The 18,729-nt window shown below is 35.6% G+C and carries 22 protein-coding genes; 13 read left to right on the top strand and 9 right to left on the bottom strand.

Annotated elements, in window-relative coordinates; translation table 11 throughout:
• Positions 1 to 131: 131 nt before the first annotated feature.
• Positions 132 to 545 carry an acyl-CoA thioesterase gene (locus ACQQ2I_RS11225; RefSeq protein WP_431026884.1) on the bottom strand — a complete coding sequence of 138 codons (414 nt, stop codon included), beginning with the start codon at positions 543 to 545 and terminating at the stop codon, positions 132 to 134.
• A 180-nt stretch (positions 546 to 725) separates the two neighbouring features.
• On the opposite strand from ACQQ2I_RS11225, the gene ACQQ2I_RS11220 reads away from it, so the two are divergent.
• From ACQQ2I_RS11220 to ACQQ2I_RS11205, 4 genes are all read left to right on the top strand, one after another.
• Complete coding sequence (locus ACQQ2I_RS11220; RefSeq protein ID WP_431026883.1) at positions 726 to 1,112, top strand: hypothetical protein; 387 nt, start codon at positions 726 to 728, stop codon at positions 1,110 to 1,112.
• Between the two features lie 28 nt (positions 1,113 to 1,140).
• Entirely contained in the window at positions 1,141 to 1,968 is an 828-nt protein-coding gene (locus ACQQ2I_RS11215) for an MBL fold metallo-hydrolase (protein WP_431026882.1), read from the top strand.
• A gap of 352 nt (positions 1,969 to 2,320) precedes the next feature.
• A complete protein-coding gene (locus ACQQ2I_RS11210; RefSeq protein WP_431026881.1) occupies positions 2,321 to 3,199 on the top strand; it encodes an ABC transporter ATP-binding protein in 879 nt (292 codons plus the stop codon).
• Positions 3,200 to 3,220: 21 nt separating this feature from the next.
• Positions 3,221 to 3,931, top strand: a complete 711-nt coding sequence (locus ACQQ2I_RS11205) for an ABC transporter permease (protein WP_431026880.1) — start codon at positions 3,221 to 3,223, stop codon at positions 3,929 to 3,931.
• Between the two features lie 53 nt (positions 3,932 to 3,984).
• Here ACQQ2I_RS11205 and ACQQ2I_RS11200 read toward each other — a convergent pair whose 3' ends face one another.
• The 5 genes from ACQQ2I_RS11200 to ACQQ2I_RS11180 all read right to left on the bottom strand — a co-directional run bounded on the left by ACQQ2I_RS11200 (position 3,985) and on the right by ACQQ2I_RS11180 (position 7,423).
• Positions 3,985 to 4,275: a hypothetical protein gene (locus tag ACQQ2I_RS11200; RefSeq protein WP_431026879.1), complete on the bottom strand. Its 291-nt coding sequence runs from the start codon at positions 4,273 to 4,275 to the stop codon at positions 3,985 to 3,987.
• Between the two features lie 123 nt (positions 4,276 to 4,398).
• On the bottom strand, positions 4,399 to 5,007 hold the full coding sequence (locus ACQQ2I_RS11195) for a Yip1 family protein (RefSeq protein ID WP_431026878.1): 609 nt from the start codon (positions 5,005 to 5,007) through the stop codon (positions 4,399 to 4,401).
• A gap of 105 nt (positions 5,008 to 5,112) precedes the next feature.
• Entirely contained in the window at positions 5,113 to 5,655 is a 543-nt protein-coding gene (locus ACQQ2I_RS11190; protein WP_431026877.1) for an isoprenylcysteine carboxyl methyltransferase family protein, read from the bottom strand.
• A gap of 1 nt (position 5,656) precedes the next feature.
• Positions 5,657 to 6,739, bottom strand: a complete 1,083-nt coding sequence (locus ACQQ2I_RS11185) for a type III polyketide synthase (RefSeq protein WP_431026876.1) — start codon at positions 6,737 to 6,739, stop codon at positions 5,657 to 5,659.
• Positions 6,740 to 7,162: 423 nt separating this feature from the next.
• Positions 7,163 to 7,423 (bottom strand): hypothetical protein, encoded by a 261-nt coding sequence (locus ACQQ2I_RS11180; protein WP_431026875.1) that lies wholly within the window; start codon positions 7,421 to 7,423, stop codon positions 7,163 to 7,165.
• 105 nt (positions 7,424 to 7,528) lie between these two features.
• On the opposite strand from ACQQ2I_RS11180, the gene ACQQ2I_RS11175 reads away from it, so the two are divergent.
• The 3 genes from ACQQ2I_RS11175 (at position 7,529) to ACQQ2I_RS11165 (ending at position 9,646) form a co-directional block, all read left to right on the top strand.
• Positions 7,529 to 8,371 carry a DUF2268 domain-containing protein gene (locus tag ACQQ2I_RS11175; RefSeq protein ID WP_431026874.1) on the top strand — a complete coding sequence of 281 codons (843 nt, stop codon included), beginning with the start codon at positions 7,529 to 7,531 and terminating at the stop codon, positions 8,369 to 8,371.
• A gap of 110 nt (positions 8,372 to 8,481) precedes the next feature.
• A complete protein-coding gene (locus ACQQ2I_RS11170; RefSeq protein WP_431026872.1) occupies positions 8,482 to 8,814 on the top strand; it encodes a DoxX family protein in 333 nt (110 codons plus the stop codon).
• A gap of 514 nt (positions 8,815 to 9,328) precedes the next feature.
• Positions 9,329 to 9,646: a hypothetical protein gene (locus ACQQ2I_RS11165; protein ID WP_431026871.1), complete on the top strand. Its 318-nt coding sequence runs from the start codon at positions 9,329 to 9,331 to the stop codon at positions 9,644 to 9,646.
• 182 nt (positions 9,647 to 9,828) lie between these two features.
• Here the strand turns inward: ACQQ2I_RS11165 and ACQQ2I_RS11160 are convergent, their stop codons facing one another.
• Positions 9,829 to 10,140 carry a YunC family protein gene (locus ACQQ2I_RS11160; RefSeq protein WP_431026870.1) on the bottom strand — a complete coding sequence of 104 codons (312 nt, stop codon included), beginning with the start codon at positions 10,138 to 10,140 and terminating at the stop codon, positions 9,829 to 9,831.
• Between the two features lie 913 nt (positions 10,141 to 11,053).
• Between ACQQ2I_RS11160 and ACQQ2I_RS11155 the strand changes: the two genes are divergently transcribed.
• Positions 11,054 to 11,740, top strand: a complete 687-nt coding sequence (locus tag ACQQ2I_RS11155) for a response regulator transcription factor (RefSeq protein ID WP_431026869.1) — start codon at positions 11,054 to 11,056, stop codon at positions 11,738 to 11,740.
• 70 nt (positions 11,741 to 11,810) lie between these two features.
• Here ACQQ2I_RS11155 and ACQQ2I_RS11150 read toward each other — a convergent pair whose 3' ends face one another.
• A complete protein-coding gene (locus ACQQ2I_RS11150; RefSeq protein WP_431026868.1) occupies positions 11,811 to 12,776 on the bottom strand; it encodes a c-type cytochrome in 966 nt (321 codons plus the stop codon).
• A gap of 952 nt (positions 12,777 to 13,728) precedes the next feature.
• Between ACQQ2I_RS11150 and ACQQ2I_RS11145 the strand changes: the two genes are divergently transcribed.
• The 5 genes from ACQQ2I_RS11145 (at position 13,729) to ACQQ2I_RS11125 (ending at position 16,579) form a co-directional block, all read left to right on the top strand.
• Entirely contained in the window at positions 13,729 to 14,100 is a 372-nt protein-coding gene (locus ACQQ2I_RS11145; protein WP_431026867.1) for a cupin domain-containing protein, read from the top strand.
• A gap of 296 nt (positions 14,101 to 14,396) precedes the next feature.
• Positions 14,397 to 14,822, top strand: coding sequence for a MerR family transcriptional regulator (locus ACQQ2I_RS11140; RefSeq protein ID WP_431026866.1), 426 nt, complete (start codon positions 14,397 to 14,399; stop codon positions 14,820 to 14,822).
• 71 nt (positions 14,823 to 14,893) lie between these two features.
• The gene (locus tag ACQQ2I_RS11135; protein WP_431026865.1) at positions 14,894 to 15,217 is read left to right on the top strand and encodes a YrdB family protein; all 324 of its coding nucleotides are present in this window, start codon (positions 14,894 to 14,896) and stop codon (positions 15,215 to 15,217) included.
• A 285-nt stretch (positions 15,218 to 15,502) separates the two neighbouring features.
• Entirely contained in the window at positions 15,503 to 15,937 is a 435-nt protein-coding gene (locus ACQQ2I_RS11130) for a DUF2975 domain-containing protein (RefSeq protein ID WP_431026864.1), read from the top strand.
• A gap of 147 nt (positions 15,938 to 16,084) precedes the next feature.
• On the top strand, positions 16,085 to 16,579 hold the full coding sequence (locus ACQQ2I_RS11125; protein WP_431026863.1) for a hypothetical protein: 495 nt from the start codon (positions 16,085 to 16,087) through the stop codon (positions 16,577 to 16,579).
• 65 nt (positions 16,580 to 16,644) lie between these two features.
• Here the strand turns inward: ACQQ2I_RS11125 and ACQQ2I_RS11120 are convergent, their stop codons facing one another.
• Complete coding sequence (locus tag ACQQ2I_RS11120; RefSeq protein WP_431026862.1) at positions 16,645 to 18,582, bottom strand: right-handed parallel beta-helix repeat-containing protein; 1,938 nt, start codon at positions 18,580 to 18,582, stop codon at positions 16,645 to 16,647.
• Positions 18,583 to 18,729: the final 147 nt, after the last annotated feature.

Here is an 18,729-nt window from a genome sequence, read left to right as displayed (position 1 = left end):
CGGACAGTGCTTCGTTCGTATATTAAATATCCGCTGCAGGCGGTGCTTCTGCGGTGGTAGAAATAAAATTTCCACCATCCTCGGCGCAAAGGGAGTGTCCCAGAATTACTTCTCGGACACTCCCTTTGTTTTTAATGTCCACTATTTACTTCAGTAAATTGTTTTTTGATTTCATCCGGTACAGGGATGCTTTTTCGTTCGATTAAATCCATAATCGTAAAAATAAACGTTGCTTCGTTTGTTAAATCCTTGTTTGCATTGTAGATTTCCTGCTTAAGTGTAAAGCTTTTATTGCCTAATTTAGTAGGAATCGTACGGATTGTCATCGTTTCATCTAATCGCAGTTCTTTTAAGTAAGACATATCAAATTTTAATACGACAAATCCTTTTTGTAGTTCAACTAGCTGTTCTAACGGCAGCCATGCTTGCTCAAACCATTTAAACCGAGCATCCTCTAAGTATTTTAAATAGTTCATGTAATTCATGTGACCTAATTCATCTATATCTTGTTCTTGAATGATATAGGTTGTTTCTAATATCATCATTTCCACCTCCATATTATGAATATATGAAATAGACTGATGGTGATAGAATACAAAAATTGAAATTCGTTCAGGAATCATCCTTTCTGTTTCACGTGCTTTAATTCCTATTTATGGACTAATTTGAAACATTTTCATCAATTGTTCGTACAAATAGTATAGCCTTTTAAGGGGGGATGGTTTGTGAAAAAAATAGTGCTTGGCTTTGTAGCTTGCATCGTAGTAGCTACTCTCTATATCTTTCTAAATAAATTACATTATCCAGCACTTCCAATAAATGATGTTACAGCAAAAGAGGTATTGCAAAAAATTGATGCATCTAATGAAGAAATGGTACAGCTAGCAACAGAAGGAGACAGTATTTGGTATATAACAAAGCTTGATGACAATGGCATGTTAGGTGTAAATGAAAACATTCAACAGATGCTTCGTTTAAACGGCTGGGAATTTAAGCAACAGGAGGGCAGCGGGCTATTTTTTGAAAAGGACGATGAACGTTTAATTGTTACGACTGAAATGTGGACCGGACGATATGCACTCGTAAAGGTTCCGGCACATTATAGAGAATAAAGGGCTGATTTAGTAAGGGGAGAATCTTATGAAAATTACAGCAATATTAGAAAATACAAAGCATCATCAACAATTCATAGCGAAGCACGGCTTATCTTTGTATATTGAGACGAAGCAGGCAAATATTATTTTTGATTTAGGGCCAGATGACTCGTATTTAAAAAATGCAAAACTGTTAAATATTGATTTACATCAAGCCAGTGCAGTAGTGATTTCACATGGGCATTCGGATCATATTGGTGGATTAAATTATTTAAATAAAGTAAATCAACATGCTCCCATTTACTTATCATCACATGCACTAGACCCTCATTGGTTAAAGCTTGGCCCGTACTATCACCGAGTAGGCGCAACTCCTGCAGTGAATCATGCTTACAGCAATCGGATGAAATTTGTGAATGAAGATATGGAAATAGCAGAAGGCATTCATATTATTCATTTACAGCCGACAGATGCGTATACGAAAAACCTGTATAAGGGGGAGGAGAAAGAGTTAGATGACTTTAATCATGAAATCATGTTAGTGATAGAAAGTGAAAAAGGGTTAGTGTTATTTAGCGGGTGTAGTCATCACGGTATCGTACAAATGACTAAAACCGTATTAGAGAAGTTTCCGAATAAGCAGATCACTGCCATCATTGGCGGATTTCATTTAATAGGACTTCCGATCATTAATACATTAGGAAAAACAAAAGAAGAAGTCATTGCAATGGGGCATACGTTAAATGAGCTACCGATTACTCGGATTTACTCGTGTCATTGTACAGGTCCAAAAGGCTATACCATTTTACAAACGATTTTAAAAGAAAAATTAGATTGTTTACCGACAGGAAAAACAATAGAGATTGCAGAATAAGGTGCACTTTTTATAAATGTCGATAGGGAGTTATTTAATGGGGGGAGTTAAATAGATGGAAAATATATATGGTTCGGCTATATGGGTCGATATTTTACCGCGTATATTCATAATTTTATGTTTTTATTGCACACTTATGTTCTTTCGACATTTGAAAGAGGGAGATGCGCGGCTCATTAAACAATCTACACTTGCAGCAGTATTTTGCCTGGCAGTCGCATTACTTGTACCGGTTATTTATCATTTTTACCTATATACTCAGATGATGCAGTAACGAATACACTTGCGGATCACTTATTTGTAAGAGCAAAGATCAACAGTTTAGTTTTTAGTAAAGGGGGCTGTTATATAGATGACGATGATTATGCAATTGAAGGATGTGCATAAGCAATACAAAAATAAAAAAGTGTTAGAAAATATTTCGTTATCCATCTTTCAAGGTGAAATTGTAGCACTTGTTGGAAAGAACGGTTCCGGGAAAAGTACGTTATTAAAAATAATTGGCGGTTTAGCAAAGCCAGACCGAGGAGAGCTTAATCAGTGTATGCAGCCGTTAAAAATAGGTTATGTACCTGAAGTAACGCCTGTAGATGTACGATTTACGCCTGAAGAATACCTGCTTCACATGGGGACGATTAGAGGCATGGATAAGCAGCAACTGCGAAATCGAATAGATGTGTTAATCCATACATTTCATTTACAAAGTGATACTCAAACAAGAATGAGCCATTTCTCCAAGGGGATGAAGCAGAAAATAATGATTATGCAGGCGATGCTAGAAGAGACCGACCTTCTAATATTAGACGAGCCTCTTTCTGGACTTGATCCGAAAGCCCAAACAGATTTAGAGCAGCTTCTGTTAACTTTAAAAGAAAGAGGATTGAGTATTATATTGACTTGCCATGAAACGAAATTACTGGAAAATGTAGTAGATAGGGTGCTGCTCATTAAAGATTGCCAACTAGTTCAACCCAATGTGTTAGACGAAGCAACCGAGCAAATGAATCAATTGATTTTTGAAATTCCTGCACAACAATCATTTAAAGAATTACTCCCCTTTATAGAAATTACGAAAAAAAGTAGTTTGAACGCGATGGTGAATAGAATAGAGGGAATTGTAAAAGAGGAGAACACAGACAAAATGATACGGGCGCTTATTTTAAATGAAGCATCGATCAAGCAATTGCTTCCTATAAATAAAAAGAAAGAGTCGTTCTATCAAAACTTTTAGAGGTGGGGAGGTGAAATGCTAATGAAAGGATTACTAAGCTATCAATTTAGTAGTTACATAAGATCCCATAAATATATTCCCCCATTATCTATTTTTATTATATGGTTAATCGTGAATTATACTTATATACCGAATCCGATATTAGATAGTTACTCGTTTACTTCTCTTTTGCTCTTTTTTATGATGGGATGGTTTACAGTGACCGTATTTCATGTGGAGGAGAGGGGACAAAAGCAGATCACTTTATTGCATGCTCAAAGCTTAAGGAAATATTATTTGTCACTTTTTATAATTGCTACGTGTATTGGTTTTTGTTTAAGTTTAGTGGCGGTAGCCTATCCGATTGTTTTTGGCTCATTTGGGGTGGAAGCTCGTCCAGTACATATAATCATGGGATTGTTATCACATTTTAGTCTCTCATTTTTAGCTGTTACATTGTCTGCTCTTTTCACGAGAGAAATCGTTAAAAGTAGTATTAATACGTGGTGGGGCGTGCTCAGTATACTGATTGTGTCTTTAGTAATGGCTACATTGAAGAATACAACACTCTTACAAAAAGGGCTTATTTGGTTTGTGCCGCCTGTTCATCTTCCTTTAGAAATGATGACCTCAGGCGATCATATACAATTGATACCGGGCTTATTTTATTGGCAATTTGGTTGGATTTTCATCTATGGCAGTTTATTTATAGGGGTTTTTCTGTTTATTGTTCAGCGTAAGCGTACCTTTTAGTAAATTTGAATATTTTATCATCATTTAAAAATAAGATATTAGGTAAATTTAACTTATTCGTTACTCAATTCGGTTTTAATCACTTGTCCATTTTGATAGTGGTATACTTCATTTGTATCGATTTTTTCAACATACCATTCATCATATCCAGAAAAAATGGTTGGTTTTATAATTATGAATTGTTCGATATCTACACTACTTTCTTCCTTATGGATAAAAGCGATGACTTCACTTAAAACAAGTTGTTCTTTCTCATTCACTTTTTTACTATAAACAACTGTAGCACCTATAATGATTGGTAAAATAATTATACAACTCACAATCATCATTATCATTCTATTCACGCTCCAACACCTCCTTTTCTTTAATACGAAATGCATTGTTAATAGTTCCTAACATGAGGTAATGAAGACAATAAATAAAGGCAAGGGGAAGTGCATAGCCCCTTGCCTTTCATATCAAAATAATTAAACGAAACTACTGAATAGCCCAACAAAAATAATCGCAATTATAGCAAATATGATTGTTAAGAAAATAATTAGTAAAATCGTAGGGACGATTATTGTGACAATGGCACGCATAATCGAGAATTGATGTGCTTCTGCAATCGCTCCTACAGAAATGACGATACCCCAAATCATTGTGACAATCGTAATGATAGACATTATGATAGCAAAGGCATCGGTTACATATGGAAAGAAGAAGCTTTCAGGAGCGACAAACATCCATAGTATATACAATGGACCCGTAATAATTGTTGGGATATAAGATAGGGAAGAAGCTTTAAACACATCCCAAAAAGCACCTGTCCCCTTGAGTAGTTTCCCCATTAAATAAATAACACCCGCATAAATAAACATAATCACAATGCCAAGTAGTGGAGCTAAAAAGATACTGATTAAAAAGATCCATACATATGAAAAGTCAGGGTATACCTCGGAGTCTTGAAAGACTGAAAACCCAGTAGCGATAAACCCTACTAAGCCAAGCACGATAGCAAACCAAATCGGTTTATGATCAATGACATAACGGGCGGTTTGTTTAGGGTGTAACCATACGGAAATAAAAGGATTCAAACGAAGCACCTCCAAAGTTGTAATCCATATTATTATACTAAAAATAACAGAATTTGTCAGTCCCAATTCTGACATTCATTTAATAAATAAAAACACTGTTTCTCATTATATGTTAGATTGTTTACGATGTACATATTGTTCGTAGTTTGTTGCGGCTTTTAATGCTTTTTCCTCGGTAGGAATGCGAACGGATAGCATGATTCCGTTTAAAATGGTAAAGCAAATCGCGGTAACATACGCCTCGAACATAAACGGTAGAAGCGCGATTTCAAGAGAAACGACTAAATAATTAGGATGTCTCATATAGACATAAGGTCCTTTTGCCACAACATTGGCGCCAGGTAAAATCATGATTCGCGTATTCCAAAACTCCCCTAAAGAAGTCAAACACCAAATACGTAATGCTTGTGTACAGAGGAAAAGTACAAGTAACCACCAAAACATAGGAGATGGTGTTAAGTTAAAATATAATACTTCTACTAGTAGACTAACAAAAAAGCTGACGTGTAATAAAATCATAAATGGATAGTGGGAGGCCCCTGCTTCATAAGCGCCTTTTGCAAGCATGCGCTTTTCATTGCGTTTTGCAATGACTAGCTCCAGTAATCGTTGAATGATGACAATGGAGAATAGCACAAAAAAGATCACTTTACTCCCTCCATTCCAATAATACGGCTTCCCCACTAAAGCCAGGACCAAGTGCCACTAATAAGCCGTACGTATCGGACACATGTTTTTTTAGTAAATATTGCTCTAACACATAAAGGACGGTCGGGGAGGACATATTACCATGCTGTTTCAAAACATTGCGAGAGATAGCGGTATGGTGCTCCGTGAGTTGTAGTGCATCCTCATAAGCTTGTAATACTTTTTTTCCTCCAGGGTGAGCGACAAATTGCTCTATTTGTTCTGGTCTAAGTCCATGTTCCTCCAAAAACTCATGAATGAACGGACCAAGCCATGTAGAAATAATAGAAGGAATACTTTTAGAAAATATAACGTAAAAGCCGCTATTTTTTACATTCCATCCCATCACATCTTCAGACTGAGGCATCCATTTGGAAGCTGAGCCAAGAATATGCGGCATGCGCCTATTTTGCGGGAGCGCTACGTCGTCACCGCAAACAAGTGCACAAGCAGCACCATCTGCAAATAGCGCTGTGCCGATGAGGTTATTTTTAGAGTAATCGTTTTTCTGGAATGTTAGGCTACATAGCTCGATGCAGACAACGAGCACCTTTGCTGTTGGATGGGCCTTACAGTAGTCATAAGCGCGGCTAATGCCAGCAGCCCCTCCTGCACAGCCAAGCCCCCAAATCGGCATCCGTACGACCCGATCAGAAAAGGGGAGGATATTCATGACACGGGCATCGATACTAGGTGTAGAGATGCCTGTACTACTCACGAAAATAAGTGCGTCAATGTCTTCAGTTGAAATCGGTTGATCGAGGAAAGCGCTATTGGTTACACAGCGCCCGATGACCTCTACACTATAGTTCACAGCTAAATCGATATAAAGACTATTACGTTCTTCAAATGAATGTTCATGATGATACCATTCAGCAGGTACACATAAATTTCGTGTGTCTATGTCAGCGTTAGCAAATACTGTTAGTAAACGTTCAAGTTTAGGAATCTTATCCTGGAATAGTTCTTTCGTTAATTCCTCAATGTTTGATTGCTGCAATGTATAAGGTGGTGTATATGTACTAACCGAAGCAATTTTAGGCATAAGCACATCTCCTTCTCAATAAGTATTCTTTTCAATGTATTGAAGGAGAGGTGAAAATATACAAATTAGATGAAAAGAAGGCTTTATAATGAGCGAAGAATTTAATGAATATCCATTTATTAGTTGATGATAGGGGGCGACGGATAAATAGCATAGTACATCGTGTATCACTAGTTGAAGCAAGTAAGAGGCATCGTATTTTTCATAATGAGGAAAAGAAAAGTATTAAAACGATAAAATATTGTGCATAATGTTACTAAATCCGAACAAAAGTAGCTTGTTGATGAGTGCGTCACAAGCTATTTTTTATTTTGGAGAGGGTCTCTCAGACATTTAGACAGTTCAATTAAGGTAGGGGGATGTCGTCAATACTTCAAATGCCTGAGAGTGATGTAATGCTTTAATGAAAAAAAGTCATCAATTTTACCAAAGGAATGCTGATGTTAAGATAATGCCCGCAATAGCACCGAGTGCAATGCCGTAACCAAATCCACTACCACCGCCGTAGTAAGGACCCCAGAAGCCGAAGCCAAATCCACCAAAGCCGCTATCGGGTTGAATCCAAACCATTCTTCGGTTTACACGCGTAATCGTACCAACATGAACTTGCCCTTGATTGTCTGTAATTCGTACTCTTTTCCCTTGGTATTTACAGCATAAATCGTACATATTAGATTGCCCCATTTTCTAACCTCCTTTTCCTATAGCTATCTTCTAATATATGTGATGGGAATTAATAGACACGTGCTATTCGTCCAGCACATATAATAAGGAAAAAAGGGTGAGAAGATGCCGGTTATTCCTACACAGAAGTTACTATATAAAATAAGTGAATTATGTAAGCAACAATCTAAAAATCAACTAGCTGAAGTGCAGCGTGAAATGATTGTGAGCCCCCTTTTAAAGCTATTCCCACAAGTACCGCAAGAAGCTCTCTACTACGAGCTGTTAAATAGTGGTCTATTTAAACCGCAGGAATGGATGGCTTTAGATGATACAGTAAAGCAGCTAGAAGAAAGAGATGTATGGGGAATTGTAAAAAAAGAGTATAGAAGGTTAAAGCCTCTTTGGGATGGGCCAAAGGTAAGGATTTATATATATCCATTAACAAACAATAGACCAACATTCGATGGCATAACAGCAAATAAAAATGGTGTTGCTTTTAATAAAGCCTTATTTTTATTTGTTACAACAGATTTAGCTGAAACCGAATTGACCACTTTATTTGTCCATGAGTACCACCATATTTGCCGATTGTTTTATTTAAACAAAACGCCGCAAGAAATGTTACTAAAGGATTCCGTTGTGCTAGAGGGCATGGCAGAATGGGCAGTAGAAGAGCTATACGGTGAAAAATCGTTATCCCCATGGGCAAAGCGCTATTCCTATGAAGAAGCTCTAATGATTTGGAAACAATCATTTGTACCAGCATTAAATGTAAGAGGAGTGGGAAACCATCACTCCTACTTATATGGTGATCGAAAGAAACAACTACCCAAATGTATTGGCTACTGTATTGGCTACTACATCGTACAATCTTATTTGAAAAATAAAGGACCAGTAGAGCAGTCCATTTTATGCAAAATACCTACTGATAATATATTGGCAGGTTCTGATTTTTTGATTGATTAAGCGAGGATAGAAGAGCCTAGTAGTAGTTTTGTAACATCATTTTATGGAATGATAGAAAACAATCAACTTACTTGGAATTAGAAAGTTATTAATCAAAAGGAGAGGAAAGCATGGAGGTCGCAAGAGTAGTCCTTCAATTGCTACTTGTAATTGTTTTTAGTATGACCGGTATTAGAAAAATAGCAGGCGTAGAGATGTATCAAAGAGCTTTGTCAAAACATGAGCACCGTATTACGGTAGGCTTTATAGAAATGGTTGCGGCGATTTGTTTACTACTAGGATTTTATTATGAAACACTGGTGATGTACGGCGCACTCATTTTAGTAGTGCTTGCGATTGGTCGTGTACGGACACATTTACGTGTGACACAGACATTTAGAGAACTACTACCCACTATCTTCTTCGGCTTTTTAGCGTTGCTACTATTATTCTTAGTTGTCTAGTAATAGACGATACCTTAGTGAAAAGAGCCTCCCTTTTCTAATTGGCTATAAGGGAGGGTTTTTTAATAAGTAACTCGTAATGAGCAAAAATGCAGCCTCCGCGCTTTGCCACAGCCTACACAGGAGCTAAAACAGGCGTGGCCTGTTTGGATCTCCTGTTATGGCTCCTGTGGCTATGGCGCGCTACGGCAAAAGTAAATACTTCTCAATATGCTAGAAAAACATTTCTCTTCTTTAAAAGAAATCAATTTCTTTCTATTTGCACATATCGTCACCTAGCCCCTGTAATCTCTGAGGATATTTATTTGTTTTGAGCAACTCATTTTTTATTGAACAATAGTTGCTTGATGCTCGCCCGTGGAAAGCAAGTGCCGGAGCGGAAAGCAACGGTTACTCAAATGGTAATATATGTTTTGAAATTTGCTCGTTATTAGTAAGTAAGATATAAAACAAGGAATCTTTTCTTAATTTTACAAGTATTTTAAAGGAGAATAAGGAGAGAACGATAGTGAATATGTCAGAAATTATAGTGAAATTACTCATATATAGTGGATTGCTGATCTATTTTTTAACCTTATTTGATGTGAAGAATAAAAAGAAATCACGTTTATTTCCCACGAAATCTTTTTTAGCACTTGGGCTGTATATGTTGATGGTAAGTATAATTTGGGGCACTTATACAGCAGAAGAATGGCAAATGAATGAACATAGTGGTTATCCACCAATATATTTAATGGATCATGCGTTACTTTTAATTGTTGGTGTAAGTATTTATAGTATCCTGTTGTTTGTGATTATTACATTTTTTAGAATGAAAAAACGTAAAGGATGAGAGGTCTAAATCGTTCGTTTTTCAAAGTGAAATTTCAATTTGTACGTTTTATGTATTTCAGAAGGAAGGCGTGTAGACAGCTTATTCTTCACACAAAAACAAGAAGCGTATTCGATTCAATGTCAAATACGCCTCTTCATTTGATGAAAACCAATAATGAAATAGAACATTTAGTACTTATTTTAGAGCATTTTGAGTAGTGCATCTTTTCCGATCATCCCCGGATAAATGCCGATTGTTTCTGCTGCAATCGTAACGGACTCAAGTGGAGCCTCTAACAATTCCTCAATTGTTTTTACACCGACAGCACGACCTGCAAGGATTTTCCGATCTGCTAAGCGGCTATTTAAAAGCCCCACATCTAAAGCGCCACACATAATATAACCGTTATCATTCGAAACAGTTAGCAACGTTGTTTTTGGTAAACGGACTGTAACAGCCATAAACGGCTGCCCTTGAATTTCGAGATGCTCAATCGAAACCACTGTCATCATTCCTTTCGCTCTATACATATGGCAAAAGGTAAAAAGATGTTCATTATAAAGTATGTGGTTGTCTGGGTGTAGGAAATAATCGGTTAAGAAAGGAGCGGCTTTTCATTGGACATTTCACGTATGGTTTCGTCTATGATGAGGAAGTATCATAACACCGGCAAACGCAAACTATTCAGCACAAATGTATTGTTAAAATTATGGGGGTGCTGGTAGTGTCAATATGTTTGTGAATGTTCTATTTCATCAAGAAGACGATATATTTTATTGATGCACAAGGAAATGTTCGATTGAATTGGATAGGTGAAAACAGAATCTCGATTATAAATTATGATGAATATAAAAATAGAAGTATCGAGTTAGTAGTTAGAAAAGAAAAATACGGCGATGCATGTTCCCAATATAAAATCAAAAAGAGGGATACTTGTTATAGTGGGGAAATTTAATTTCCTTATCAAATAACTAAATTTTCGAAATATTTCCCCGGAAATGAACGATTTCATTTTCAATATGTAAAAAGTCGTAAAGATTCGACTTTGCATGGAGCAAAGGCTATTACAGCTATACTCGTGGAAATCTAGCAACCTGGGGTAAAAATCAACTTATTACTTTCATACATATAAAAATAATTGATTCATCAACAGCCGTGAAATAAAGATTTCTTATGTAAGCTAAAATGTATGGAAATCAGTATATAAAAGCGAATCGCTAGTGAGTTGGCCATATTCCATATTTGATATGATGACATATATGTTAAAATTTCAATGGTGTTGATTAATAAATAAAGCTACGACTGATAAAAACTAATAACGGCTAGCATAAATGTAATTCAATACATATTAAAACAACTTTTTTAAATAAATAATCAACAAGTGCGTTTAAATTTAGTATAAAAAATGAAATGGGTAGGGGTAATATGAATCAAAAGGTACTAATTGTAGAAGATGATAGGTTATTCGCTACGATACTGAAAGATGCGGTGGAACAAGCTGGTTATGAAGTGACATTAGCTTATTCAGCAGAAGAAGCGATTGAAAAATTTAAAGCAAATTATCCATGTATGATTTTATTAGATTTAATATTACCGGGTATGAGCGGAGAAGCGTTTTGTCAGTGGGTGCGTCAACAAAATACGCAAGATGTTTCGATTATTATGATTAGCAGCAAGTTGCTCGTAGAAGATAAAATCAATGGTTTGAAAATAGGGGCAGATGCTTATTTAACAAAACCGATTGATATCAATGAATTGCTTGCTCATATGGAAGCGGTCATTCGACGGACGGGTCTTTTTTGTCAAAAACTAATTCGGGATGGATTGTGTATTAAACCAAGAAAAGGAGAAGTGTTTTTATACGGGAAACCAGTCAAATTAACAAAGCATGAATTTTTATTGCTTTATTACTTTATGGACCATCCGAATGTGATAGTGTCTCGTGAGGATTTAGTGAGGCATTTATATCCAAACATTGAGCGGGAAATTTTAGATAGAACAATTGATGCCCATATCAAAAAATTACGAGAGAAGATAGAAGAAGACCGGCATAACCCGAAGCGAATTGTTACTATACGGGGACTGGGGTATAAATTTGTAACGCCTTTGTAACGCCATATAGTTATAGAATTAAGCATAAGAAAAGAGCTAACACATAAAAATTTGTGTTAGCTCAAGGTGATTATTGGAAATCAGCTAGTACTTCATTCCAATTAATTGTCCCGTTTTGTGCCTGTTCGCGGCGTTCTTTCGTCATAATATCGGAAGGTTTACCACCATTTGGCCAGTCTTTATCGTGATTTTTCCATTCAGGACGGTCTTGTGATAAAATATAAGCAGCTAAATCGGATGCTTCTTGATCTGTTAATGTCATTTCTTGACCAACAGGCATGTATGCTTGAATATAGCCAGCCATTTTTGACACGCGCGCCATACCTGCACCGTCGTTAAAGGAGTTTTCCCCCCATAATGCTGGACCAGTGTTTGCACCTGTACCAGAACCGTCAACGGCGTGACAGGCAATACATGATTTGGCAGTAAATAATTTTTCTCCATTATCTACATCTGGAATAGGGACAGCTTTCATATCTGCTGATTTTGCCCATGGGCGTTCTTCGCCAATTGTTACGCCTTCAGAAATATATTTGAAGTATGCGACCATTGCTTCAAGCTCATCGCTATTGACTTCAAATTTTGTACCATTCATACTACGGACCATACAACCGTTAATACGTTCTTCAATTGTTACGATATCTCCCGAACGAGCAATATATTTTGGGTAGTCTGCCATGACACCGACAAGGGAAGCATTTGAATCTCTTAAACCAGCACCAGCGTGACAGCTTGTACAAGAAAGTTGATTGCCGACGTTCTCCTCTGCATAGACATGCGTTTCATTCACTAAATTGTAGCCATAAATAATGTCTTCTTTCATTTTGCTATCAGGTACATCTTCCATACTAATTTGAGGGAACACCTGACTATTAGCTGAAGCAACTTGAGGAGGGCTTGTTGTTTCCGTTTTAACCTGTGTTGTGTCTTCAAGCGCGGGCTCATTAACACTGATCAAACTTTTGTTAATGCCAATACCAATTAAGATAGCGATACAAATACCTATAATAGAAGAAATGACTGCTAGTGGTTTCATAATTTTTCCACTCCTTTCTTTATCTATATCTTAATATAATAAATCGACGTTTAGTTTGATTGCGCAAGGATTACACAATATATTCATATCTAAAGTGTAAGTATATGAATATATTAGAAAAGTGGTGAAATTTTCATCATACATTCATATTCATTTAATATAATTAAATGTGCTTGTTGTTTTTTTTACAAAGACTCTATTATTCAATTCAATTTTGTCGATATAATAGTTAAATTTATATTTATAGCTCTGTATATCCCCGTGGAAAGTAACAGTTACTTCAACATATCGATATTCATGGTAGGTCACCGTTTCCTTGTACGATTGTCCTCGAATAATAAACATAATTCCATCCTGTCCGTGTCTTTATGCAGAATGGAGTTGGATTACCCTAATACATAGCTCTTGCACAAGTTCATCCCCATACTCTAATGAAGAAGCGTATTTATATCAGTAGTTCGATATCTTTACAGAAGGTGTTGAAGAGTAATACTATTGTACTAATGTTTGTATTATGATAATTTTATTAAATACTAGAAATACCTAACTAAAATGCATAAGATTATCCGATGCTATTATTTTAATGTAAAAAATATATAAACCGCTATTAAGAACAATAGTCTTGTTTCTGTTTTATGCTTGAATAATATGTACCAGTGAGTAGGTAAGGTAATGCATTAAGGTATATAAGATCAAATACATATTTCGGTTAATAATTGGTATTTCCAATGTAAAAAACAGAATAAAACGTTTCAATGTAACATGTAGTTGATTTTAACGGTAAAGGAACAAAGGGAAAATCATCACATTGTATGGCAATGATAGTGGCAAAGGCCTGTGGGTTTGCTCATAGATAGGGATCATTATATGCCCTTATACATACTTTTACTAAAGTTCATCCATGAATTTTGGTAAAGAACGATAGATATATTTATAGAAGGAGAGATGAATAATGAAGTTTTTTAAATTTGATATGGATTTAGGTATGCACGTAACACACTTCGACTCTAATTTTTTTATTACCCCATTTGCGCAACTTGAAGCAGAAGCAAAAATATCATTATTTACATTAAGAGAAAATGGCGGTATTGGTTTTCATAAAGCAATAGTTCCCCAGTTGTTAGTCGTTTTAGCGGGTGAAGGATATGTCCGCAATGATATAGATGATTTTGTACAACTTTCTAAGGGAGAAGCGGTTTTATGGGAAGCAGGGGAATGGCATGAAACAAAATCTGATAATGGATTAATAGCACTTGTAATTGAAAGTATAAATTTAAACAATAATCAAATTCTTTTAGAAGCTAAGTATGGAATTCAGCATTAAGATAAGTAAAAAACTCACCTACAAACTTGTTGATGGCAATTAGATACAAGTAACATTGTGGTGAGTTTTTATTTGTTATTTTAGATAGTTTGCAATGATAAAAGAATGAAATATGAGTTTAAAATTTTTTACTTTGCACCCATTTATTTTAATAACATTTGGTGCTATGGTTACTATTTTATGAGAGAAAATCCACCTTCCCCCTATAGAAGACAGTTATGTTACTAGAATAATTAATACATAACCTTGACATTAGAGTTCACTCCAATGATAGTCTGAACTTAGGAGGAATCTATATGTATATAAAACAATTTGCTTTAAAGTATGATTTATCACATGATACGATTCGATTTTATGAAAAAGAAGGTTTATTACATCCGCAACGATTAGAAAATGGCTATCGATTTTATGATGTACAATGCGAAAAAACAATCAAATTTATTTTAGTATTAAAGCAACTAGGATTTTCACTCCAAGAAATTCGATCATTACTGGCTCTAGACAAGCAGCCGTTAAGTGAGGCGTGTAACAATTCTACCGTGTCATTATTTGAAAGTAAAATGACTTTTGTTGAAAAGCAAATTGAATTTTACACCGCGGCGTTACAAGTATTAAAAATGGCGGCAAATGTTATAGGAAAAGGCAAGTACGAAGCGAACAATAATCAAATAGAAGAAACAGTAGAGGAAATGTACAAAAAACTAACAAAGCGAATGGATTAAAGTCTATTTGTAAAATAAGATTAAGTCCGAATGATTAATAAAGTTCATGATTTGGATGGGGGATTAAATAAATGATATTAAACTTACTGCTACGTTTTCTTCTAGAGATAGCTACTTTAGCTATTATTGGCTATTGGGGTTTACAGCAGGGAAATAGTTATTTAACAAAAATCTTATTTTGTGCAGGACTCCTGGTTGTCACAATAAGTATCTGGGCTACATTTGGTGCCCCTAATTCTCCTTTAGAGCTTAAAGGAATAAATCGACTAATGTTAGAGTTTGCAATATTTGGAATAGCGGCTGTTATATTATGGACCACATTAAAACCAGCGATGGCGGTTGTGTTTGTGATTGTCGTTAGTGTAAATAGTTTTTTACTATATCTTTTTAATTAGTTTTACTGAACGATCATTGTCATAATAAATAAGGCGTAAAACAAAAGCAGCTAATTCCCATGGATGAATTAGCTACTTTTAATTAGGGGGATCTAAATGTAGCGTTGCCTTTTCACGTTAGTAATAATCATTTTGATTATTAGGAATACTTGGTATGCTTACCATCCATCCTACAGAGCACTACTAGGATGTAAGACTTAAAAACAGTTAATAATGGGAACTTACATAATAACTGAACGTCCACTGTGAAAAGGAAAAACTTTCAAAAGGAAAGGAGTAATGAAAATGTGGGGAATTAGTACAAACATTTTAAAAGCTGGAGTTTATATGTTTGGTATTGTCATTTTCCTACTTTGTATAGGTTGGTTGCCGAAAATGGCTTTCATTTCAGCTAACGTGTATCCAGAGTATGCCCATTTAAAGTATCCCGTTTTATTCGGTATGTATGCAACGACCATTCCATTTTACTTTGCGCTTTATGAAGCATTAACATTTATAAAAACGATAGAAACTAAAAAAGCAGCTGTAGCGGTAAAATCATTAAGCATGATAAAAGCTTGTGCAATTACAATCATTATTTTGTATAGTATCGGTTTTGCTTTTTTAATAAGTCAACATGCAATGCATCTTGGAATTGCGTTATTAGGTTTATTAATTATGCTAATAACCTTTACCGTTGCACGAACTTCAGCTATGCTTCAAAAGCAGTATTCTATTTAGGATAGCTTTTAATATTTAAATTTATTGTATTTTTTGTTAATCATTCAGAACTTCTTCAAATATCATCTGCGTATGTTTTAGTCCAAACAGGAAAAACTATCGATGCTACCGTGAATAAAAGTGAACTATTCAAAGGAGGCGGAGAAGATGAAAAAACGACTAACAACATATATTGCAGCGGGAGCATTAGCAATGGGCGTTACAGTGAGCGCAGTGATGCCGGCCATACAGGCAAACGACTATTTCGTGCATGGTCACGAAATGCACAAGCTTGATGCAGAAACAAGAGAAAAAGTTGATGACATCCTAATCAACTTAAAAAAGGAATTAGTAACGCTTGGTGTAACATTCCCAGACCCTGAGGAAACGCACGATAAGTTTGAGGGGTTAGATGAAGAGACAAAGGCAAAAGTAAAAGAAATTAAACAACAAATGAAAGATGGTCGATTAACAAAAGAGCAAGCCGCTGAAAAATGCAAAGAATTAGGCGTGGAATTGCCAAACCATAAAGATAAAATGTTTGAAGAATTGGATGCTGCGAAACGGAAACAAGCAGAGGCGCTTGTTGCAGAGGCAACAACGGAATTAGAAAAACTCGGTGTGAAATTCCACTTTAGCATGCTGATTCATGCAGATGATTAAAATAAATCGAAAAGCTCCACTAGTATAAAAGCTAGCGGAGCTTATTTTGGTACAGATGCGTCTTTTTAATCACTCACTTCATCTAATAGATTTGTAATCGTGCTGTTATTTTCACTATAAAACTTTTCGCCTACATAATTATCAACAATCGTTTCTTCTAGTGTAATGTTAGAATGATTCACAGCTTGCACGTTGAATTGAAATTTGTCGTTGCGAATAATGCAGTTTGAAGCATGAAGAGTCGACTTATTTTGTACATAAATATCTGATTCTTCTCCTTCTGTTATTTGTGCTGATTTCAGTTCCACATTAGATTCTAAGTCAATCCATATTTGCGGGAAAGCATGTTTTGAGATAAAGGTGTCTTGTATAAATGCCTCGCTATTATTTTCAATAATAAGGCCATTTCGTTCACCCTCTAGTAATTCAGTATCTTTCATAATAAGGGAGCTATCATTTAACACAATTTGTGGCATAGCATGTTTTAAGATTTGACAATTGAGAATAAGCAAGGAAGAATCACGATAGGCTTTTAATCCATTTGTCTTCCCGCTAGAAATGATACAATTGTCGAATTTTGCCTTCGTTTGATCGCTAATTTCTACTTGAACGCCGTCACCATCATAAATGTTACAGTCTATAACGGTAAGTTGAGATTGATCCAGTACGTATAAGCTTTTTCCATCATATAATTCACTTTGATGTAGTTGAATGTTCACTTCACTTTTTCCAGCAATATGGGGCATTTCATTGCCATAAAAGCAACTGTTTTCAATATTGACGGTAGCTTTGGTGACAGCTAAAATACCATTCCCTTCGTTGTCTGTAATTTCGCAACCAATGACCATTAATTCACCATCTATTACGGTAATGGCCGTGTTTTCGTGATGCTTTAACGTACTTTCAACAATGGTACAATTTCCTTGCTTTTCGATTAAAATGCCAACTTGTTTCCCTTCCTTGAAGGTACAATTTTTTAATGACGTAATCGATTGTTCTGTGATAAATAACTGAGACAAGACGTGTGCGGAAAAGGTTGTATCGTTAAAATTTGCAATGGATTTCTCACGGACTTGAACACCGACGCCGTCACAACTATATAACTGTGAGCTATTAATATTTAATCTAGATTCTAAAGTCGTTTGGATATTCGCTATACGATGATTGGCGATCGTACATTGTTCGATTTCTGCTGTTGCATATTCTCGCAACATAATACCAGACTCGTTCCCATGTTTGACTGTACTGTTTGATAGGGAGAGATTGCTTTCTTGCATCCAAATTTGTGGAAGCTTGTGATGCTGAATAGTCGTGCTGCTTAGCTCTACATTCGCGTGTTTAGAAGCGTAAATACCGTTTCCTTCCCCATGTTCGATTGTACTAGTAGCATCAATCCAAGTAGAGTTCTCTTGAACGATCATTTGGGTACCACTATGATGGTGAATATAATTATTATGACTATGAACGGTTGCATTCTTCTTTAGCCAAATACCGTGTGTAGATTGTGTAAGTTCACAGTTGTCAATCGATAGATGGGAAGATTCAAGTAATATTTGTGACTTTCCGTTACTTTCAAGCAGACAGTTTTTAATCGTTGCGGAGCTTTCATTAAAAATCGCGATCCCCACATCTGTCGCATTCATTAATGTACAGTCTTCTAGTTCAGCTTTTCCTTTATTTAACGAAAGAATGGCACTTGTCTTTTTTCCTTGGAAATGACAGTCTTTAAAAATCGCTTTTCCTTCAATATATATTTGAGCGGTCGGAATAAACGTAATTTGCTCAAAAGTCACTATTACATTTTTCGGAATAATGAGTAATCCTTCGATAATGGTCTCCTCGCCATTTCTCCCTACAACGGACACTATTTTTTCAAACTGAATCGACTCTTTATATAAGCCAGAGGCTAATTGAATCTCATCACCTAAATTTGCTTTCGCTAATGCGCGTTCAATAGTTCTAATGGCAGAAAAAATTGAGGTCGACACTTTAATGATTGCCATAAAAACCCTCCTAACTAATAATCACAGTGACATTACATAATAAAAAATAGTTACAAGATACAGCTATATAAAAAAACGTGCTGGTTGATTATGCATATTTAAATAAGATGAATTAATTATTTATAAAAGATAGTAAATTTTGTATGA

Source organism: Lysinibacillus sp. LZ02 (assembly GCF_050613145.1).
Classification (GTDB): Bacteria; Bacillota; Bacilli; order Bacillales_A; family Planococcaceae; genus Lysinibacillus_B.
This window is presented reverse-complemented; position numbering and strand designations above follow the sequence as displayed.